The organism is Allomuricauda sp. ARW1Y1 (assembly GCF_013407935.1).
In the GTDB taxonomy this organism is placed as follows: domain Bacteria; phylum Bacteroidota; class Bacteroidia; order Flavobacteriales; family Flavobacteriaceae; genus Flagellimonas.
In genome coordinates this window covers 224384-246344 of sequence record NZ_JACBZU010000003.1, presented here as the reverse complement: position 1 = coordinate 246344, position 21961 = coordinate 224384, and the positions used below count along the sequence as shown (strand labels likewise).

General features: G+C 44.7%; 13 protein-coding genes. 7 read left to right on the top strand and 6 right to left on the bottom strand.

From position 1 onward, the window contains the following. Positions 1-21: 21 nt before the first annotated feature. The 3 genes from GGE08_RS10040 to GGE08_RS10030 all read right to left on the bottom strand — a co-directional run bounded on the left by GGE08_RS10040 (position 22) and on the right by GGE08_RS10030 (position 8456). The gene (locus tag GGE08_RS10040) at positions 22-3354 is read right to left on the bottom strand and encodes a VCBS repeat-containing protein (protein WP_179384757.1); all 3333 of its coding nucleotides are present in this window, start codon (positions 3352-3354) and stop codon (positions 22-24) included. A gap of 202 nt (positions 3355-3556) precedes the next feature. Continuing rightward, positions 3557-5284, bottom strand: coding sequence for a RagB/SusD family nutrient uptake outer membrane protein (locus tag GGE08_RS10035; RefSeq protein ID WP_179384756.1), 1728 nt, complete (start codon positions 5282-5284; stop codon positions 3557-3559). A gap of 4 nt (positions 5285-5288) precedes the next feature. Further along, on the bottom strand, positions 5289-8456 hold the full coding sequence (locus GGE08_RS10030; protein WP_257023999.1) for a SusC/RagA family TonB-linked outer membrane protein: 3168 nt from the start codon (positions 8454-8456) through the stop codon (positions 5289-5291). A 644-nt stretch (positions 8457-9100) separates the two neighbouring features. Between GGE08_RS10030 and GGE08_RS10025 the strand changes: the two genes are divergently transcribed. The 6 genes from GGE08_RS10025 (at position 9101) to GGE08_RS10000 (ending at position 19158) form a co-directional block, all read left to right on the top strand. Next, positions 9101-9817, top strand: coding sequence for an NrtR DNA-binding winged helix domain-containing protein (locus GGE08_RS10025; protein ID WP_179384754.1), 717 nt, complete (start codon positions 9101-9103; stop codon positions 9815-9817). A 79-nt stretch (positions 9818-9896) separates the two neighbouring features. Further along, entirely contained in the window at positions 9897-11267 is a 1371-nt protein-coding gene (locus tag GGE08_RS10020; protein ID WP_179384753.1) for a Gfo/Idh/MocA family protein, read from the top strand. 97 nt (positions 11268-11364) lie between these two features. Continuing rightward, positions 11365-11961: a Crp/Fnr family transcriptional regulator gene (locus GGE08_RS10015; protein WP_179384752.1), complete on the top strand. Its 597-nt coding sequence runs from the start codon at positions 11365-11367 to the stop codon at positions 11959-11961. A gap of 488 nt (positions 11962-12449) precedes the next feature. Then, a complete protein-coding gene (locus GGE08_RS10010; RefSeq protein ID WP_179384751.1) occupies positions 12450-12998 on the top strand; it encodes a DUF4347 domain-containing protein in 549 nt (182 codons plus the stop codon). Between the two features lie 11 nt (positions 12999-13009). Further along, positions 13010-18241 carry a gliding motility-associated C-terminal domain-containing protein gene (locus GGE08_RS10005; protein WP_179384750.1) on the top strand — a complete coding sequence of 1744 codons (5232 nt, stop codon included), beginning with the start codon at positions 13010-13012 and terminating at the stop codon, positions 18239-18241. Positions 18242-18267: 26 nt separating this feature from the next. Next, positions 18268-19158: a type IX secretion system membrane protein PorP/SprF gene (locus GGE08_RS10000; RefSeq protein WP_179384749.1), complete on the top strand. Its 891-nt coding sequence runs from the start codon at positions 18268-18270 to the stop codon at positions 19156-19158. 120 nt (positions 19159-19278) lie between these two features. On the opposite strand, the gene GGE08_RS09995 is transcribed toward GGE08_RS10000, so the two are convergent. The 3 genes from GGE08_RS09995 to GGE08_RS09985 all read right to left on the bottom strand — a co-directional run bounded on the left by GGE08_RS09995 (position 19279) and on the right by GGE08_RS09985 (position 21491). Next, positions 19279-19623, bottom strand: coding sequence for a hypothetical protein (locus GGE08_RS09995; RefSeq protein WP_179384748.1), 345 nt, complete (start codon positions 19621-19623; stop codon positions 19279-19281). An 18-nt stretch (positions 19624-19641) separates the two neighbouring features. Beyond that, positions 19642-20835, bottom strand: a complete 1194-nt coding sequence (locus tag GGE08_RS09990; RefSeq protein ID WP_179384747.1) for a GAF domain-containing sensor histidine kinase — start codon at positions 20833-20835, stop codon at positions 19642-19644. A 200-nt stretch (positions 20836-21035) separates the two neighbouring features. Then, positions 21036-21491 carry an MgtC/SapB family protein gene (locus tag GGE08_RS09985; RefSeq protein WP_179384746.1) on the bottom strand — a complete coding sequence of 152 codons (456 nt, stop codon included), beginning with the start codon at positions 21489-21491 and terminating at the stop codon, positions 21036-21038. Positions 21492-21717: 226 nt separating this feature from the next. Here GGE08_RS09985 and GGE08_RS09980 point away from each other — a divergent pair, with 226 nt between their 5' ends. Next, entirely contained in the window at positions 21718-21957 is a 240-nt protein-coding gene (locus GGE08_RS09980; RefSeq protein WP_179384973.1) for a Rho termination factor N-terminal domain-containing protein, read from the top strand. The last annotated feature ends 4 nt before the right edge of the window (positions 21958-21961 follow it).

Below are 21961 nucleotides of genomic sequence, written 5' to 3'. Positions count from 1 at the left end.
TCTCTTTGGCCTAGCCAAACATTAGTCGGTTTTGGTAAACACCAATGCCCTTCCCCTATTTTGTGTGACGACGATATAAGGGTTTCCTCCATTTGCATTTGCTACCTGTACCATATCCTTGGCATCCCCGGTCACCTTAAAGCCGCTTTCTTCCGCATTTTTAAAAGTGAAACCGCCTTGGTCATCCGCCTGCAATATTCCACCATTGAAGGCATCATACCGTCCAATGAAGGCTTCATTGCCAAAGTCGTTTCCGATCATCAGTACATCTGCCACTGCATTATCCGAGCTGGTGGTTATCATACATTTGATAGGCGCCGACTGCGTTTGCCATGGCAATTTGCCCATGGTAAATTGGCCGTTGCCATCATTTTCGAAGTATGTGGTTTCATCGTGATTCGCCACCAACTCATCGGCACCTTCCAATTCTTCGGGTGTAAACAGTTCGCTTTTGGTGGTAGTGGCGAACTCCCTGTAATAATTGAACTTTTTTCGGAACATGGGGCTCTGGCTCATTAAATCGCCCCAAAAATTAACGGGATACGGCTTGAATCCTGTATCGTCAAAATCACTTTTAAAATAAGCAAACATGACTGGGTCCACGGCACCGTTGTTATCAAAATCCTTGGCCAACATGGTCACTGGCCGTTCCTGCGAGGGTTGATACAAATTGTTCTTGCCCAAGTTTCCTGCAATTAAATCCACGTCGCCATCATTATCAAAGTCTTGCGCCAATACACACTCCCACCACCCCGAAAATTGTTGCATTCCGGTTTGTTGCATTTTCTCGAAAGTTTTGCCTTGATTTACAAATACGGTCACCGGCATAAACTCGCCGACCAAGACTAAATCCTTTCGATTGTCATTATTGATATCGGTCCATTTGGCATCGGTAATCATACCGGGCTTGCGCAGGTCTTTGTTGTAGGTTTCGGTAACATCCACCAGTTTACCTTTCTCGTTTTTCAACAAATAGCATTGGTCGGACTTCGGGTATTGCGCAAAGGGTGTGCGGGCACCCACAAAAAGATCTACATAACCATCGCCATCAAAATCCTCGGCTTCCACCACGGAACCACTGGACTTTATTTCGGGTATCTGATCTGATGCCTTTTCAAAATTTCCGTTCCCGTTGTTGATCATCAGGTAATCTTGGTAATAGGGGGAGTCCATATCGAACTCATTGCTCCCGGAAACCATGTAGATATCCAAATCTCCGTCATTTTCCAAATCAAACAGGGTGATACTGGTTTCCTCATATTTTTTGCTCTCATCGTCTTGGAACAGTTCACTTGCCGTAAAATGACCTTGGGCATCCTGCAGATAGATCATGGGCGAATGCCCGGAGGAACTTCCAATAATAAAGTCCTCGAAGCCATCGCCGTTGATATCCCCTTTTGCCAAGCGTGGGCCGTTTTGCGTTAACTTATGCGGAAGCGTGGGCTGAAGATAGAAATCGGCCTTATCGGTTTCCTCATGTACGTAATCCACTCCAATCTGCCCTGAGACTTCCTTGTACACTGGATGGGTTGATTTGGGAGTCAAGGGAAAAGCAAGTTGTTGTCCGTTCAGGTCTTTGGCCTGTTGATAATCCACCTCTAGTTTTTGATTGGCAGCAACGTCCTTGATAATCTGATGCTTTCCGTCGGGCCATACCACTTCTACCGACTGTATATCCGTTTTTGGTCCCAATCCAAAATGTGCCAAGCTGTGTACCGTGGACAAGTAACCTCTGTTGAGTTGGTGCTCATAATATTGAAAGGTTCCATCGGCAAATCGAATGGCCACCTTGGTACCCAATCCTGATTTATTGGATTTTGGACCTTTAATATCCAACTGAAGGTAATTATTTTCCTGCGTTTTTTGACTTTCCAAGTTGTTTCGAAACAAAAAGGCCTCATCGTTAATGTTGTTCACCACATAGTCCAGGTCCCCGTCGGAATCCAAATCGACAAAGGCCGCGCCGTTTGAGAACGAGGGTATACTTAGGCCCCATTCCTCGCCCACGTCCTTAAATTGGCCATTTCCTTCATTTCGGTAAGCATAATTTGGAATTTTTACCACGGGAATGGAATCCAAAATTTGGGCGGTACTAAGATATCTTTGAACATTGAAATTGAAATCCCCAAAATCTAGGTCGGTAATATCCCTGGGAAAACCGTTGGTGATCAATACGTCTTTTTGACCGTCATTATCGGCATCCACAAAGAGTGGTGACCAACTCCAATCGGTCTTTGCGATGCCCGCCATTAGGCCAATTTCGCTGTAGGGCATATTGGGACCTTGTCCCATTTGGAGCATATTCCGCATGTACTGATAGTCATAGCCATAACGATCGTTCATCTGGTAATCGTTGTAATTTGTGGCCTTGACGGTTGTTTTGAGGCGATAATTGGTTTCGGCCAACATATCGAGCGTGAGGATGTCGAGGTAGCCATCATTGTTGAAATCCGCCACATCGGAACCCATGGAGAATTTACTTTGGTGCTTTACGTAGTCGCTTATTTTATCGGTAAAAGTGCCATCCCCATTGTTGATATAGAGAATATCGTTGCTCAAATAGTCATTGCTTACATAAATATCCGGCCATCCATCGTAATTCAAATCAGAAATGGCCACTCCAAGACCATAGCCTTCGATGGTTATGCCGGCTTCCATGGTTACATCGGTAAAGGTATTGTCACCATTGTTGCGAAATAGTCGATCATTGCTCAACGAGGAACCGTCCGTGATTTTCTCGCGATAATTGGACGGCAATATGTGGATGTCTACATTATTGAGCACGTAGAGGTCTAAATAGCCATCTTTATTGTAATCCAAAAAAGCGGCATTCATGCTATTGGAGGTATCCGCAATGCCAAACTCCTTTGCCATTTCCTTAAAAATGGGAACGCCATCGTCGTCCACCCCTTGATTCACAAAAAGTATATTGGCCTTTTCTTCAGGACTTTCGTACATGGCGGCACAGATATAGATGTCTAGAAGGTCATCATTGTTGATGTCGATTACGGCGACGCCTGTTTTCCATTTATCCGCTGCTGCAACGCCAGCGGCCTCGGTAACATCGGTAAATTCAAAATTTCCTTGATTGAGGTACAGTTTGTTGGGTACTTGATTGCCGGTAAAAAAGAGATCAGGCTTATCATCGTTGTTAAAATCACCGACAGCAACCCCTCCTCCATTAAAGATATACTCACTGGTGAGGATATTGAAACTGTCCGTTTCCACGATTTGATTATTGAACGTAATCCCTGAATGGTCGGATGAAATCTTGGAGAATAGAGTATCCTTCTTATCGGAGCAAGATATCACCACAGCGGTAAGGAGTGCAGCTAAAACGGTTTTTTTGAACATTGGTGTCGAGAATATTTGCAGATTGATTGAAAATAGAATGTAAAAAGAGTTTTGGTCAGCACAAAATGGTAATCGTTTATTAGTTCACTATTAATCGATTATTAACACTTGGGTGGGTCCCTAATTAAAATAGGTTGCCAAAATTCATTGGCAACCTATTCACTCGAATTAAATTGAATTAAACTAACTCAGACTAATATTATTAGTATCCAGGGTTCTGTGTCAAAATTCCACCACTCAAATCAATTGAGGTCAATGGTATCGGCATCAAATCAAACTGAGGCTGATATGCATTCATTTTTGGACCAAAATTGTCAATGGTACGGGTTTCATTGGTCACATATTCTGAGATTACTTGGTCTGCTACATCCCATCTTCTTAGGTCGAACAAACGGTGTCCTTCCATACCCAACTCCACTCTTCTTTCGAAGCGAACGGCCTCACGGGCAAAGTTGGCATCTGGGAAAGAAGCATACAACCCAACCTGATAGTTGGCAGCAGGACCGCCGCCATCAACGGCTTGAACCACTGATGTGTTGGCAGCTCTTTCACGAACTTGGTTTACATAGTCCAATGCGGTGGCCAAATCCCCTGTTTCTACGGCAGCTTCGGCAGCCATCAAAAGGACATCGGCATATCGGATAATGTTGTAGTTGATACCGGAATGCTGTTGACCCCATGCGCCAGCACCTTGATTGGTTGCCAACTCCTCGGCCTGATACACATTCTTTTTAGGAAGGTATGGTCCAGAAATATCATTGAATCCTGCACGAATCCATTCCTTACCTACGTGTTCACCAAAACCGTTGTAGTCGATACCACGTCTTCCTACGGTGTAATCCAATCTAGGGTCAACCGGTGTGGTTGTATCTGGTTCAAAGGGCTCATCACTATTGATACCATAATCGTTTTTAAAGTCGTTATCATTAAAGGTATCAAAAAGTGGAAGTCCATTGGCATCCACTTGGAAAGCATTGGCTAAATCAATGGTTGGCTGATAAAATCCACAGCAAGAACCAAATGGTCCACCACCGGGGAAATTCAAGGTTCCTCCAATGTTCCCATTGAAGGACTGACCTGTATCTGCAGCATACTGAATCGCAAATACAGACTCAGGTCCATTTTCACCGGCAGCATTGAAATTGTCCAAATATTCGGTGTTCAATGCAAACTCCCCACTGTTGATCACAGCATTGAGCTCCGTTAAAGCATTTGCCCAATCTCCTTGATAAAGGTGTGCTTTACCCATGTAGGCACGTGCCACAAATGCCGTTGGCCTTCCTGGGTCGGGTTGCTCCGCTCTGGTAGCTGGCAGATTTTCAATGGCAAACTGAAAATCTGATTCTATTTGCTCCCAAGCTGGACCACTATTAGGCTGGTTGAATTCCAACGTTTCATAGTTTTCCACACTTACTATGGAAACATTACCGTACATTTTAGTCAACTCAAAATAGTAGTGACCTCTCAAGAAACGAGCTTCCGCCTCTTGTCCAGTAATCGCCGCTGCATCTGCTGGCAACAAGGCATCCCGGTCGATACCATTGATTACAGAAAGTACGGCATTGGCACGGTTTACCCCAGCGTATAGTGCTGTAAACTTGGCACGGAAGTAATCGTTGGCCGTTTGCCAGTCAAAGGTTTCAATTTGATATAACTCAATCTGGTCTCCATCGGTACTTCCCTTGTGGGCGTCATCAGAGATAACATCACACCACCAGTTATCGCCACCAACAGCAAACTGATTTCCTTTATTGTTACTTCGCCATCCGTCCAGCATACCATAGGCACCTGTCAACAAGAGGTCTACCCCTTGTGGATTGGCCAAAGCGTCGTCACTTAAAGCCCCAATTGCGGGCGTATCTGAAAATTCATCCCCACACGAAAAGGTGACAGAGAGAATTGCCATTAAATAAATAAACTTCTTTTTCATCTTTTTACAATTTTAAATTTACTCCTAACAAAAATATCTGCGGTACAGGAAAGGTGTTCTCATCCACACCAAGGGTAAACGCTGAGTTGGCACCACTTGGGGGTAGAATTTCGGGATCGATACCGTCGTAGCCTGTAATCGTAAACAAGTTACTGGCATTCGCATAGACACGCAAACTTGCAACGCCCCACTTATCGGTCAATTGGCTTGGCAAGGTATATCCAACCACCAAGTTTTTCAATCGAACAAAAGAACCATCCTCAACGAACCATGAACTTGAATTAGTCTCTCCATTCAAGATGGTATAGCTCAATGCGGGTTGTGATCCGTTAGGATTTGTGGTCGGGTTAAAGGCATCCAAAACCCTTGTGCTCCTATTTCCGTCAGGGAACGTTGGGAAGTCGGTATAGATTTTATCAAAGTTGTAGATATCGTTACCTGCAACACCACTAAAGAATACGCTGAAATCCCAATTTTTGTAGTTGGCGCTCAAGTTAAGACCAAAGTTTACGTCTGGCGTTGGATTACCAATATAAGTACGGTCATCATCATTGATAACGCCGTCATCGTTCAAATCTACGTAACGGATTCTACCTACACCAGCTGCTGGAGAGGCAAAACCTTGATCAGGCCCTGCGGACACTTCTGCTTCACTTCGGTAAATACCGTCCGCTACACGACCGTAGAAAGAAGAAATCGGTTGTCCTTGCTCGGTTCTTGTAATCGGTCCACCCCTAAAGGATTGTCCAATAAGGAAACCATCCAAACTGGTCACCTCGTTGGAAACAGTAGACATATTAAAGTCTACGCCGAAGTTGAAGTCTCTTCCAACCGCTCCTGAATAGGAAACGTTCAAATCGATACCAGAGTTCTCCACATTACCACGGTTTACATACGGTGCACCGGCATCGATGGCTGTATCACTGATTACAGTTTCGTCAGCAACGATCAAATCCTTTGTAGTAATCTTATAGTATTCCAAGGAAAGTGCCAAGGCATTATCAAAAAAGCCCAATTCCGCACCTACGTTAAAGGTTTCACTGGTTTCCCATTGGATGTTAGGGTTACCAACACCTGACAAAACTGCTCCAGATCTGAGGTTGGTACCTCCATCGAAAACGTAATCGGCAACTACATTGTTCAGGTTGTTGATGTTGATACCTGGGTTATCCACTGGTAACTCTTGGTTACCCAAAAGACCCCAAGAGGCTTTCAACTTCAATCGGTTGACCAATCCCGTGCTTGGGAAGAAGTCTTCGTTGCTCACAACCCAACCACCGCTAAATGCAGGGAAGTAACCACTCTGATTGTCTCCCAAGAATCTTGAGGAACGGTCACGTCTTAAGGTAGCACTCACCAAGTACTTGTCAGAGTACGAGTAGTTTACCGAACCAAAAACAGAGGATAGTGTGTTTACAAAATCGAAGGTATTGCCTGGGTTCACGATAGGTGATCCAGAGGCATTATCCAACAGGTAAAAGTCAGGAGTTTCAAAAAGGAATCCTGTGGCAGAAACCTGAAGGCTCTTTCCTGTATTTTCAACAGCTTCCAAACCTATCAATGCATTGATGCTATGATCGCCAAAGTTTTTGACATAGTTCAAGGTATTGGTCCATATCCAGCTTTGTGTCTGTTGGTTTCTCTCGGTCAATGTGTTGGTCGATCTTGGCTCCGCAGATTCTGGATCTAGTGCCAAGAAGTCTCTTTGACTGAAAATGCTGATGTTTCCACCAATACTGGTCTTTAGAGTCAAGTTATCGGTGATGGCATAGCTGGCATAAACGTCACCGATCAAACGGGTTTCCCTAAAAAAGTCATCCGCATCACGTGTTAAGTTGGCCACTGGGTTAGAGGCGTTTGACAATCCATTTGGATTGGCATAAGCTCCAGCAAAACGGCCCAAGTTATCGCGAACTGGCACCAATGGGCTTAGTCGCAATGCCAATTGGGTTTGGTTACCACCTACGTTTTGTGAATTACTGTAAGAAGCGTTTAAGTGTTCACCAATAGTCAAGCGTTTCCCAATTTTGAATTCTGAGTTCAAACGTATTTGACCTCTTTCAAATCCGGTTTCCAACTGAATACCCTCACGGTTCAAATAACCGAAAGTGGCAGAAAACTTGGAATTTTCATTACCGTTGGAGAAGGTCGCTGAAATATTCTGGGTGGGTGCACTTCTAAAAATCTCATCCAACCAATTGGTTCCTCCTGGTCTAACAGGGGCAACCACTTCTTCTCCAGTTCCCAAGAAACTCACACCCAACAATTGGTTAGGCACCTGAGGTTGACCACCGTTTGGAAAATACTGTGGGTGTCTGATCGCTGCTGGATCTGTCCCATTACGAATCGCATCATTGGTCAAACTCTCAAAGATAACTTCGCCTAACTGAGATGCATTCAAAATATCTGGCAAACGATTAGCTCTTGAAAAACCTGTGGACACATCTACATTGATGGATAGTTTGTTTTGATTGTAGTTACCACTTTTTGTGGTTACAATGATAACACCATTGGAAGCCCTTGCACCATAGATAGAGGCCGCACCATCTTTCAACACGTTGATCTGTGCGATATCCTGTGGGTTAATGGTGTTCAAAATGTTGGGGTCCTGAGTTTGTGCCCCATCAATAATATATAATGGGTTGTTGTTGTTGGGTGTTCCCAAACCGCGAATACGGACGATGGGCGCGGCACCTGGGTTACCGGCGTTTGTGATACTAACACCCGTTGCACGACCTTCCAAGGCCTCGGCAACGTTTACCAAAGGCTGTTTTACGGCTTCGGAAACATCTACTGATGCAACGGCACCTGTCAAATCACCACGGGTCTGCGTACCATAACCGGTCACTACCACCTCGTCCAATGCAGCGGCATCCTCTACCATGGTCACATCCACAACAGAATTCCCATTTACTGGAACTTCCAAGGTTTTAAAACCTACATAGGAAAAAATCAATGTAGCGTCAGAAGGCGCGGTAATGGTGTAATTTCCGTCAAAATCGGTCTGCGTCCCGTTGGTGGTACCCTTAACAATAACGTTGGTACCAGGTAAAGGAGCTCCCATGTCATCCACAACGGTACCCGTTATGGTCAATTGGTAGGGGGGTGAAGTAGCTTCATCCAAGTCTGGGGACGCTGCAAATGCAGACACACCCACAAACATCATTGTCATTGACAAGAAGAATGTCTGAAAAGCCTTTAGGCCATAAGACAACTTTGTCAAAACTTTACATCTGTTTTGATTCATAGATAGTCTATTTAGTTTAGTTAATTTGTATGATTGCGATCACGGTATTGTCTCAATCATGAACAATAATAGTTAAAATTTTATAATTGACAATATTTTAACATTAAATATTCATGTCGCTAAAATTGACTTATCCGTATTGTCAATATGTGAATCCTAATAAAACGTTAATACGCCTAAGGTCGCGGCCATACTCATAAAATGCCCACTCCACTTCGTCTGGAGAACCGATATAAATTTTCAACAAAAACCCTTTGGATTGTTACAACTTCTTCCCGCCTTCTGATACAAATCCAAATGTTAAAATTGATTGCACATGTTCATGTTGTAGGATTATACGGTAAGGTTCATTCCTAGCAAATCATCCGAACACCATCATAGAGCCAAAACTTTCTTAGTTTTCTGACTTGTTTCAAATACTTTGTTAGGTGTAGTGGTAAGGAAAATGAATGGTTTTCCCAAAACTGATTTCCATAGTCCCTACTTTATATTGTATCAAATTGCTACAATAAAGCCCTGATTTTTTCAGAATTAATTTTTTTTGATGTACATTTTGCGATGTTAACACTATGTTGCCCTCAGAAGATAAATATTTGGCCAACGTTTCTTTTGATACCGTAATCTTTGGTTTTACGGGCGAAGAATTAAAGATTTTGGTACTCGAGTATCAAAATTCTGGAAAGTTTGCCTTGCCCGGTGGTTACATCAGGAGAGATCAGGATTTGCTCGAGGCCGTAAAAACAGGGGTGATGAAACGAACCGGTCTGACCAAGATCCACTTGGAGCAGTTTCACACTTTTGGAAGGCTCCATCGGTCGGACCCTGAAACCACCAAAGAGATTGCCCGCGCGTTGGGGATAGAAATACCAAATGATCATTGGGTACTCGAAAGGTTCATCACAGTGGGCTATTATTCGCTCATCGATTACAATCAGGTACAGCCAGCGCCCAATAGATATTCGGATTCCATTAATTGGTATAGTATCAATAAGCTTCCCAAGTTGATGATGGACCATCAGGAAATCGTGGACAAGGCCTTGGAAGCCATTCGCAATGATCTGGGCAAAAAACCGATTGGCCTTAATCTCCTGCCCGAAAAGTTTACCATGAAAGAACTTCGCAAAGTGTACGAAGCCATTTTGAACGAGAAGCTGCGACGAACCACCTTTCAACGCAAAATATTGAGCATGGGCATCTTAAAAAGGCACGAAAAACTGTACACAGGAGCGGCGAACAAGGCACCGTATCTGTACAGCTTTGACGAGGAAAAAGCACAAAAACATTGAACCAACTCCAAAACTGGTCTAAACCCATAGCAACCCAACCAATACTGCCAACCTAATGGCAAACTACGACCCTAAGTCCATGAAAACCGAAAATAGATACCTAAATCGTAGAAATTTCATCAAAAGCACCAGTGCCGCTTTGGCCCTTTCATCAATGGGAACCTACGGTATGGATATGCTATATGCCCCAAAAAAGTGGAAGGTGGGGCTCATTGGCACGGGATGGTATGGCAAGAGCGATTTGTTCAGACTGATACAAGTCGCCAACGTGGAGGTAGTTTCTTTGTGCGATGTGGACCAAAAACAACTGGAAGAAGCGGCAACTTTGGTATCCCTCCGACAAAAATCCGGTAAAAGACCTAAACTCTACCGTGATTATAGAAAAATGTTGGCGGAAAAAAACCTGGATATTGTACTGATCGGGTCGCCCGATCATTGGCATGCCCTTCAGGCTATCGAAGCCATGGAATCCGGCGCCCATTTGTATCTGCAAAAGCCCATCAGTTTGGATGTCATGGAAGGCGAAGCTATTTTGGATACGGCCAGAAGGTTGGGCAGAAAAGTTCAGATCGGTACCCAACGCCGAAGCACCCCACACTTGATCGAGGGCAAAAAAAATATCATCGATGCCGGGCTATTGGGAAAAATATCCCATGTGGAAATGTGCTGCTACTACCATATGCGCTGGAACGGCAATCCTCCACCGCAACAAATACCTGATTATTTTGATTATGACCTGTGGTCCGGACCCGCCCCCTTACGACCCTATTTTGGGCTTCCGCACAGAAAATGGCGTGCCTTTATGGAATACGGCAACGGTATTGTTGGTGATATGTGCGTTCATATGCTGGATACCGTGCGTTGGATGCTTGGACTGGGGTGGCCCCAAAAAATAAGCTCCACCGGCGGCATTTATGTGCAAAAGGATTCCATAGCCAATACGCCCGATACACAGACCGCAATCTTTGAATTTGACGAACTCAATTGTGTATGGCAACATCGAAGTTGGGGAACCCCAGCTGACCCTGAATATCCGTGGGCCTTTTTTATTTATGGAGAAAAAGGCACCTTTAAAGGAAGTGTTTTTAAATATGAATTTATACCCCACGGAGATGGCAAGACCATACAAAAAGATGTGGTGTACGAACGGGAAAAATATCCTGAAGATCTCAAGGAAAAAGATATAGAATTACATACGGCACCTGCCACAAGAGCCCACATGCTAGATCTATTGGATGCCATAGAAAGCGATAGATTGCCTGTTGCCGATGTGGAAGAGGGACATATTTCCACGGCCAGTTGTATTTTGGCCAATCTGGCCATGGAACTGGAGCGCCCTTTGGCTTATCATCCAGAGCAGCGGGTCGTTGTGGACGATGCCGAGGCCACTGCTCTTTTGAAAAGGGACTATCGGGGGCTATGGGAACATCCCTTTAAACACAAATCATGATAGATCGAACCTTGTTGGACCCAATGATACCGTTACTATTCAAGACGATGTATTACTTTTGAAACAGAATACAAACGATAACCAAACCAATAACTAAATGCCTGCCAAAGAGAGTTCCGAAAAAAACCTATACATTGTTTTCTTTCTCAATTCCATTTATCCCATCAGTCCAAGCCTCAAAGCGTATTTGATAGACAAGATCAAAAGCTGCTCCTTTCAAAAAAATGAATTGATCAGTAAAGCTGGCGAAGTATGCAATCGGTTATATCTCATCAAAAAGGGAATGGTCCGCGGCTATTTTGTGAGCGAATCCACGGAAATCACCACATGGATCGATTCGGAGAACGAAGTATTTACCTCCATTACCGGTTTTTTTCGAAACCAAGAAAGTCAGGAATACATCCAAAGTTTGGAGCACACCTATTGCGATTACCTTGAATACGAGGACTACAAATACTGCCTGAACCATTTTCCAGAAATGCGGCACATCAACCGGATTCTAATGGAAGAATACTACATTTTGGCAGAACACCGGGTTTACTTGGCACGCATACCCAATGCACGTAAACGGTTGGCCTTTTTCATGGAAAAGATAAAACCAGAGATTGTGGAGCGTATTCCAAGGAAACACTTGGCATCGTACTTGGCCATGAGACCGGAAACCTTGTCAAGGCTCATGAAAGAGGTAAGCTAAAAAGACCCTTTCACCGGAGCATTTGCTCCAACGATCCATTACCAAATGGAACAAAATTCTGTTACTCTTTAAGAAAATTGGGTTTTCTTACAGGAGTGCTGCAGCTGTATTTCAATAGTATACCTCTCAATATATGTAAGAAAATACGGAAAAATTGATTTTTATCAATTTGGTGATTTTTTTTTTGAAATAAGGCATATACACCCCCGTTTCTTAAAATGTAAATAAGAAATAGATTACATATTTTGATTCTTTTTTGTAAGAAATAATAAGAAATGAATTTCAAATAAAAGTTTCCGACCATTATGATATAGCACTACTATTCCGATTGATCATTCTCGATGTTTTTTAAAAATGACGTGATGTAGCCAATGCTACAGACACGGGCGAAAAACTAGCTGCAAATCGCGGCCAGGACGATTCATGTCCACTTTCAAACAAAACTTGAACCCTAAAACTATGTACGAAAACCTAAACTCAATAAACCCATGAAAACAGTCATCAACCTAAAAACTTTAATAAGCTTTTTGCTTCTAACCCTTGTGGTAATTGGAGTTTCCAAAGCCCAAACCAATGAATTGGTAGTTATGGATTCCCAATATGCCCAAAAACAGGATGTCCTGAACAGACTCCCATCCAATAGCCACTTTTTGGAAATCAATGGAGAAGATAATCCCTGGAAAACCATCCGGGAATATGTTCAGCAAAACAGTTCGATACAAACCATTCACTTGTTCGTTAATGCCACCTATAATGCCTTTGAACTTGGCGGGATAACCTATGATGGCCAACAAGTAGAACAAGAGTTCGAATTTTCCATGCTCGAGGGCCTTTATCAGGGAACCAACTTCCAGCTTTTGGTATACGACTGCAATCTCGGATCCAATCCAGAAGGTCTTGCGCTGTTAAAACAGATCAGCGAACGCTCCTATTTCAATATCGGGGTTCCCACCAACTGTAGTTCCGTTTTGGATGGCAGTTTGGATTTTGACCATACAACGATGAATCAGCCAATCCATAGTTCAATACTTAAATAGAACAACCAACCATGAAACATTTTTTACAAACCTCACTAACACTTTTCACCCTTTTTCTGCTTTGTGGCACCATTCAGGCCCAAACGGTAGATATGACAGTGCAACAGGGTCCAAATGTGGACGTAATGGTCACTGTTGGATCGGCAAATTTGGACCTTTCGACTTTTGAGGACGATTTGGAGCAGGCCATGTACGCCAAAGGTATCCCACTGGGCAAACTAAGGGTTGAAGCCTTCCAGCGGAGTTCCATTTCTTCCGATCAAGCAGATGCCAGCGACATTTTTAACAGCTGGAACAAAATGAACTTTAACGGGACGGAGCCTCCTGTCCACTCCTCCTACACGGGAGATTATTTTTCCTTCGATTCGGGAACCAATCAAATCATTGCAGATTTCGTAAACAGATACAACGGTTATGGCTATGCGATGTATGATCCGACTGGAGATGTAGCCGATGGAACCATATCGGCCACCTTCGGACTTTCCGGTTCCCCATACACCCACGCAGAAGTTGGGTTTATCTTTAGAAAGAAGGACAATCAGAATTTTTATGCATACATCATCGATAACCATACCTATTGTGGAAACTTGATGAACTATGCCAACGGTGACGGATTCCCGGCTGAGGCCATCTTAAAAAGAGAAAACGGGGTTACCACCATTTTGGCCGTAAACACCAATAGCGGACGCTCCGGCTCGGCCCCCTACGGATGGGATGCGAATAGGGCCGATATGTTCGCCGCCTTTTACAATGGCCAAAAAATAGATTTTAAAATAGAAATGTCGGGCGACAACATCAAGATTTCCCGTAGAGGTGGTGGCGGCAACGCGGGTACCGACTGGATTCAATCTTTTGATATCACCGACACCTCATTTCCTTCAGGCAGTTACGGATTCTATGTCCATGAGCAACAAAATGCCTATTTCAAGGATATCAATATCGAAAAATTGGAGCTAAGAGCCTTTAAGGATGTACTTCGTGAGCCACAGTGGAGAAATAGTGCACTTCGCTTTAACGTCAACTTGGACGACATTGAAGTGGCCGATTTCGATAGCGACCAAGACCTTTCGGAAATCTTGATGCGTACCATCAACGAGGATATTCACTATATCGGATGGGGAACCAATGCCAACCAAGCACAGTTTGAGCGCTTTATCCAGCAGAACAACACTCAGGGTACCTTTATTAACCGGGATGCCGGAAGCTGGTCGACCTGGATGGACGACATGTCTCAATACATTTACGATCAGTATCAATTTGGAACGGTCACCGCAGGGGAATTCTTTATTGCGGGTACCTCGGTAGAAATCGATGTGGACCCCGCCCAGCTAAAATCGAACACGGCAAATGCCAGTTATCCCTCGGGACGATGGAAAATCACCCACGATGAGACCCATTTTGCCAACAACACCGGAAAAGTATCCTGGGATGGATTGTATTTGGAAGATGTGCCGGAATTCTACGAAAAACCCGGTAAATACTCCTTCACATTTGAGGATTTGCCAACAGCGCCCACTACCCTATTCTTTCACAGAAAACCAGTGGCCAGTTTTACCTACAGTGCAGATACCGGGTTCATCAACAACACCTCATACGATTTGGATGGTGGGGCCAATAACGGAATCAACCAATCCGAATGGAAATGGAAGGCTGTAGACGCTGGCTCTACCAACGATTGGACCATTGGACAATTTGATAAAAATACAGTTCCCGATGGAGAATACTTGGTAATGCTAAGGGTTCAGGACCATCAAGGTACTTGGAGTAGCCCAACCAGTATCTACGTGGAAAAAACAGCCAGTTCGGGTGGAGCAACCGATTTGCCCATTGCGCAGTTCAATATACAACCCGATTTGATCAATACCTATACGGGCAATATGACCATTGGAATTGTGGATAACTCCGTAGACCCCTACGGAAGAACCCTATCCGTACAGGAATGGATCGTTACCCAACGTACCTATGATACCGATGGAAATCCTTCTGACACCCAAATTTATAATGCTGGTACGCCCATGACCGATTTTTCGGCCTACAACAATCTATCTGCGGATTATATTATAAGTCTACGGACACAGACCAATACAGGGGTTTGGTCGGAACCTTTTTATCGTACGCTAACCATTGTGGACGATAATACCGACCCGACCATCACAGCCAATCCAACCAGTGGAAACTTGGATACCAACACGGATATTCAGTTGGTGTTCCAAGATGAAAATGGTGGCAGCGGGTTTGACGTGCAGCGATTTGCCAAAATCCAAAGTGCCTCTGCACCTGCCACCGACAACGCTTCGTGGAGTTCTTGGAGCAATAGTCAGTCCAAGACCACTTCCTTCAACACAGGGGGCACAGGCTGGTACATCCACGCCGAAGTTAAAGACAATGCAGGAAATGTGGGAACCGCAACATTTGGTCCGTACAATGTAACCTTAGTGGTTAGTGCTGATGATGATTTGGCCATTTTGGACGAGGATACTGTTTCGGACCCCATTGATGTGCTCTACAACGATGTGTACGATATGGGTGCTACCCCAACGGTGACCATAACCGCACAAGGTACCAAAGGTAACGCCGTGGTGAATGGCAGCAATCAAGTGATTTACACACCAAATGCCAATGAAAATGGTACCGATACGGTAACCTACGAGTTGGATGACCAAGGACAGAAAGTGACAGCAAATATTACGCTTTCTATTTTGCCAGAGGACGACGCGCCAGTAGCCAATGACGATAGCTTCAATTTGGATGAAAATGCCACTTTAAACGATGACGTATCCACCAACGATGTAGAAATCGACGGAGATGATTTGGTATACCACATCATTACCAATCCTTCCCACGCAGCAGCATTTACCTTTAATCCAGATGGAACCTTTACTTATGAGCACAACGGTGACGAATCGGCAACGGACAGCTTTACCTATAATTTTGAGGATGCTGTTTCCTTCTCGCAGACCGTGACCGCAACCTTGAACATCACCAATGTGAACGATGTTCCATCAGGAGCCAATAGCACCGTGGAAGTGATTCAGGATGCCGCCTACCCTTTTACGGCAGCAGACTTTACTTTTACCGATGTGGACCCCAGTGATTCCTTTAATGGTATCCAAGTAATATCGTTGCCCGCCAAAGGAACCTTGGAGTACAATGGTTCAGCAGTACAGATCAACGACATGATCGATGACATCTCCCTGTTGACGTATACCACTGCGAATGGCGAATATGGAGATGGTTATAGCTCCTTCGCTTTCAAAGTAAAAGACAACGATGACGCGGTGAGTACTTCCAGCTATACCGCAAGTATCAACGCTTCGCAGGACACGGATGGTGATGGAATACCAGATGATTTGGACGACGACGACGATAACGACGGTACACCCGATACAGAGGATGCCTTCCCGAAGGATGCTTCCGAGGATACCGACACCGATGGTGACGGAACAGGCGACAATGCCGATGATGATGATGACAACGATGGTACTCCGGATACCGAAGATGCTTTCCCGAAGGATGCCTCAGAGGATACCGATACCGATGGTGACGGAACAGGGGACAATACCGATGACGATGATGACAACGACGGTACTCCAGATTCAGAGGATGCTTTCCCGAAAGATGCTTCCGAGGATACCGACACCGATGGTGACGGAACAGGGGACAATACCGATGACGACGATGACAACGACGGTACTCCAGATTCAGAGGATGCTTTCCCGAAAGATGCTTCCGAGGATACCGACACCGATGGTGACGGAACGGGGGACAATACCGATGACGACGATGACAACGATGGTACTCCAGACTCCGAGGATGCCTTTCCAAAGGATGCTTCCGAGGATACCGACACCGATGGTGACGGAACTGGTGACAATACCGATGACGATGATGACAACGACGGCACTCCAGATTCAGAGGATGCTTTCCCAAAAGATGCTTCAGAAGATACCGATACCGATGGAGACGGAACGGGGGATAATACCGATGATGACGATGACAACGACGGTACTCCAGATTCAGAGGATGCTTTCCCGAAGGATTCATCTGAAGATACCGACACCGACGGTGACGGAACAGGCGACAATGCCGATGACGATGATGACAACGACGGTACTCCCGATTCAGAGGATGCTTTCCCGAAGGATTCATCTGAAGATACCGATACCGATGGTGACGGAACAGGTGACAATGCCGACGACGATGATGACAACGATGGTACTCCGGACAGTGAGGATGCCTTCCCAAAGGATGCTTCCGAGGATACCGATACCGATGGTGACGGAACAGGTGACAATACCGATGACGACGATGACAACGACAGTACTCCCGATTCAGAGGATGCTTTCCCGAAGGATTCATCTGAAGATACCGACACCGACGGTGACGGAACAGGTGACAATGCCGACGACGATGATGACAACGATGGTACTCCGGACAGTGAGGATGCCTTCCCAAAGGATGCTTCCGAGGATACCGATACCGATGGTGACGGAACAGGCGACAACGCCGACGATGATGCGGACAATGATGGTGTGCCAGACACTGAGGACGCCTTCCCAAATGATCCCAACGAAACCTCCGATGTGGACGGCGATGGTGTTGGCGACAATGCAGATAACGACGATGATAACGATGGCGTAACCGATACGGACAACGACGGGGACGGTCTAGGGGACAATGTGGACAACGACGATGACAACGATGGAATCCCGGATAGTGAAGATGCTTTCCCAATGGATGCCAGTGAAACTGTGGATACCGATGGAGATGGTATTGGCGACAATGCCGATACGGATGATGACGGCGATGGATATTCTGATGAGGTAGAACTGATGGAAGGAACAGATCCAACCGATGCGTCCAGCAAACCCTTGGACACCGATGGCGATGGTATCCCCGATACCATGGACGAAGATGACGACAACGACGGTGTTTCCGATTTCGATGACGCATTCCCAACGGACGAAGAACCATTATTGGTACCTGCCCAGGCCTTTACGCCCAACGGCGACGGTAACAATGATGCCTGGATCATCCCGGGGATAGACAACTATCCCAACAACGTGGTCAAGGTTTACAACCGATGGGGACACGAAGTGTTCGCCACAAAATCCTATCGTAACGATTGGGAAGGCTTTTATAAAAGTAGAAACGAAAAGCTTCCTGCAGGTTCATATTTATACATCATAGACCTGGGCGATGGCAGTGCACCATTGCAGGGCTGGATATTTATCAACTATTAATACCAACAAAAAACCATACTACAACAATGAAACTTTTAAATAACATACGATTACTGGCCCTGTTCCTCGTGGTCTGCGCTACGGCAAATGCCCAACAGGATCCCAACTATACCTTTTACCGTTACAACATGAACATTTACAACCCGGCCTTCGTAGGAAGTTCAGAGGCTGCGGAATTCGCTTTGGGAATCCGTAGCCAATGGGCGGGCATCGAAGGGGCACCGGAGAGCCAGAGCGCTATTTTCGGGATGCCGGTCGGGAAAAATGTGGGACTCGGTGCCTCCATTCTAAACGACAGAACCTTTATAGAACAACAGACTTGGGTGGCCATTGATGTGTCCTATAATGTCCAGTTGGATGAAGAGCACACCCTTTATTTCGGAATCAAGGGAAGCGCGAACTCCTACGATGCCAATACACAGGGCCTTATCACTTACGGTGTTGGTCAGGATGGCGCATTGATGGATTACGAAAGCCGCTTTACGCCCAATGTGGGAGCCGGGGTCTATTTGAAACACGATAGGTATTTTGCATCCCTTTCTGCTCCAAAGCTGTTGACCCCGGACCGTTTGCAAGAACGTGACGGAAACGCTTTCTTGGGTGTGGACCGCATGCACGCCTACTTGAGCGGCGGATACACCTTCTTGCTAGGAAAGACATTGGACCTTAAGACCATGGGCATGTTCCGCTATGTGGACGCATCCCCTATCTCTGTGGAAGTAACCGGAATCTTGGACTTTGGGGAACGCTTTGAGTTCGGGGCCAGTTATCGACATGATGAGAGTATTAGCGGACTGTTCTTGTTCAACATCAGCAATGGATTCAATTTGGGCTACGCTTATGAAACTTCTATCCAAAACCCAATTGATGGACTGGACAACAACACCCACGAGCTGTTTATGCGGTTGAAAATGTAAACGATATAGTTTACCAAAAGAGAAAGGCTGCCTAAAAAGGCAGCCTTTTATTTGTGTTGAATTTTTAAATGAATTATCGTCTCAGTCAGACTTTAGGGATTTGCTGAGCATGAAGACTATTTATTCAATGGAGTATTCTACCCTCACCTCACCCTCGTTAGCCTGGAATGGATCAAACTCAAAGACTACCGGAATCATACCATAATACTCCATTTTAATATTATCTGAAAAAGAGCCCATATATTTTCTATCCAACCCTAAAAACCGAATGGCTATGGTATCATTTACGGAACCTTGCACTTTAAACAGAGCAACACCATAGGGCTTAAGGGGCTTTTCGTAAGGAACCAAGGTATCAAAAACCGGTTGCGACAAATCGGTGATCACGCGTGTTCTACTTCGTTTTCCACAGGAAGAAACCACTAGGGAACCCAGAACAAAAGGAAGGATTCTTTTTTGTACCATCAAAAAGGGATATATTTTTTAATCCTTTAAAGGTACCACAATACATACACTTGTACCCTTCCCTTCTTCGGAATCGATATGCAGTGTTCCATGGATATCCTCGACCATTTCAGTTACGAGTTGAAGCCCTAGGCCATACCCTTTTTCGTTGTCGGTGCCATGGTCCTCAAACCAAGCTAATTTTTTAATATTTTCCAAGCGTTCCTTTGGGATTCCCTTGCCGTTGTCGCTAACCGTGATCATTAAGTTCCTCTTTCCATCTTTACCCGAAATATCGAGGTCCACGCCGATAGTTCCTTGCGAAGGGGTAAATTTGATGGCGTTCGCGATGAGGTTTCCCACTATGGGTAGCAGCTTTCTTCTTGGAAACTTTTGATGGTCTTCTTTTTGGTTGATATCAATGTCCAGTTGGATTTCCTTGTTACGGGCTGGAAGTTCGTAAAGCCCATCCAGATGCTGCTTAAAACCAGATAGGTTAAAGTAGTTTTCCTGTTGTTGGACCTTCTGCCTTTCCAGAATATCGTCGGTCAACTCCAGTAACTTGGCAGCAGATGCTTTGATCATTTGCATATACTGCATGAATTCTTCTTCTTCCAAAGGTACATTTTCGGTGCTTGTAGCTAAACCGAGAATACCTCCAATAGGACCTCGTACATCGTGTGCCAATTGATTGCGCTGCACCGTTGCTTTATCCAATGCTTCCTGAAGCTCATCCATATTTAACTTGTTCTCCAGTTTCTCCACAATCTCATTTGCAATGAGCCGAAGCAACTTTTTCTTTTCTTCTGAAACGTTTTTCTCCTGATGGTCCATCACACATAGTGCCCCGATATTCTCCCCGGTCTTTACCTTTAACGGAATGCCCAAGTAGTAGCGGAACCCGTCATCAGCCTTTACAAAAGGCCTGTCGCTAAAACGCTCATCGCGCCCAAGGTGCGGTATTTCCATAATATGGTCGGACTGAATGGTATGTTGGCAAATGGAGTATTCCACATCCATCTGAAATACATCCAGATTATGCCGGGACACACTCCATTGTGAGTGCTGGTCAATCAAATTGATCAGGGAAATTTCGGTACCCGCGACATGTGCTGCCAGTTCCACCAAACCCTTGAATTCTTCGTGGAGGTTGCCATAATCAAGGTCAAACTCACTTAATTTCTTAATGCGCTTGTATTCTATTCTATTGTGCTCTACATCAGCCATCTTCATAATTCAAATTTTATTTAAAATAGTCAAATCCATGTCTTTTCCAAAAGATCATCCCTTACATCCCAGAACGTGAATTTCATTGTAATCGTATTCAAAAATGAAATATTTTTCTTACAAATATTTTTAAGGTCTGTTTTGTTCAATTTCAGGCACTTAGGTCCTTCCAAAAAAGGTTTTCTAGACGAGCAACTTTCCTGAAGCTAATTACTGTTTTTTGACAATCTATCGTCGATATATCCAAAAAAAATGTTTACGATTACTACCAATACCGTAAGTATGGCCAATTCCAGCCACATAGCCATGGCCGCCAGGCATCCAGCTCCAGCGCTGCACCAAAGCGTGGCTGCGGTGGTCAAGCCTTTTACGCGCTCTTCTTTTTCATTTTGCAGAATAACGCCTGCGCCCAAAAAGCCGATTCCGGTAACAATTTGGCTCAATACCCTAGTGATATCCGTATATTCCTCACCATAAAAACGCATGGAAATCAATACAAATACTGCTGCACCTATAGCGACCAAGGTATTTGTTTTTAAACCGGCTTCCTTGCCTTTAAATTCCCTTTCCACCCCTATCAATAGGCCAGAAATGGTTGCAATGCCCACTTTTAGGGCAAAATCCATCACTTGGGACCAATCATTCGTAAATACTTCTGTCATGCCAAAACATCCTTTAAAAGCTTTTAAGATATCGACTTAGATAAGTGTAACTTAGCCCATTACGTCTTAATGTTAACGTGATTCGTTCGTAGGGACAAGTTTTGGACAAACTCCAAATAATCTGCAAAGGCAATAAAAATCCCAAATGAGGCAAATTAATTCCCGGCACTTGACCATATTCCGGTAAAGTAAGGAAAGTCTTTACGTTTCACTAAAATATGTAATGATGCCAAATCCAAGCATACAAAACGAAGAACAATACGAAGCCCTTCGCGAGCAAGGGTACAGTAAAGAAAAATCCGCCAGAATTGCCAATACACCTGACGCTGGAAAAAAGGGAGGAAAAGCGAGTCCTTATGAGGAATGGACAAAGGAAGAACTTTATGACCAAGCCAAAGACGTAGGCATTGAGGGGCGGTCCAAAATGGATAAAGAAGAACTCATCGAGGCGTTGCGCAATAATTGAAAAA

Excerpts from the sequence above, each read along its gene's own strand:
- GGE08_RS10025 (WP_179384754.1), top strand. The coding sequence starts at position 9,101 with ATGTTGCCCTCAGAAGATAAATATTTGGCCAACGTTTCTTTTGATACC.
- GGE08_RS10000 (WP_179384749.1), top strand. The coding sequence starts at position 18,268 with ATGAAACTTTTAAATAACATACGATTACTGGCCCTGTTCCTCGTGGTC.
- GGE08_RS10015 (WP_179384752.1), top strand. The coding sequence starts at position 11,365 with ATGCCTGCCAAAGAGAGTTCCGAAAAAAACCTATACATTGTTTTCTTT.
- GGE08_RS09995 (WP_179384748.1), bottom strand. The coding sequence starts at position 19,623 with ATGGTACAAAAAAGAATCCTTCCTTTTGTTCTGGGTTCCCTAGTGGTT.
- GGE08_RS10020 (WP_179384753.1), top strand. The coding sequence starts at position 9,897 with ATGAAAACCGAAAATAGATACCTAAATCGTAGAAATTTCATCAAAAGC.
- GGE08_RS10005 (WP_179384750.1), top strand. The coding sequence starts at position 13,010 with ATGAAACATTTTTTACAAACCTCACTAACACTTTTCACCCTTTTTCTG.
- GGE08_RS09980 (WP_179384973.1), top strand. The coding sequence starts at position 21,718 with ATGCCAAATCCAAGCATACAAAACGAAGAACAATACGAAGCCCTTCGC.
- GGE08_RS10030 (WP_257023999.1), bottom strand. The coding sequence starts at position 8,456 with ATGACAATGATGTTTGTGGGTGTGTCTGCATTTGCAGCGTCCCCAGAC.
- GGE08_RS09985 (WP_179384746.1), bottom strand. The coding sequence starts at position 21,491 with ATGACAGAAGTATTTACGAATGATTGGTCCCAAGTGATGGATTTTGCC.
- GGE08_RS10010 (WP_179384751.1), top strand. The coding sequence starts at position 12,450 with ATGAAAACAGTCATCAACCTAAAAACTTTAATAAGCTTTTTGCTTCTA.
- GGE08_RS10040 (WP_179384757.1), bottom strand. The coding sequence starts at position 3,354 with ATGTTCAAAAAAACCGTTTTAGCTGCACTCCTTACCGCTGTGGTGATA.
- GGE08_RS09990 (WP_179384747.1), bottom strand. The coding sequence starts at position 20,835 with ATGAAGATGGCTGATGTAGAGCACAATAGAATAGAATACAAGCGCATT.
- GGE08_RS10035 (WP_179384756.1), bottom strand. The coding sequence starts at position 5,284 with ATGAAAAAGAAGTTTATTTATTTAATGGCAATTCTCTCTGTCACCTTT.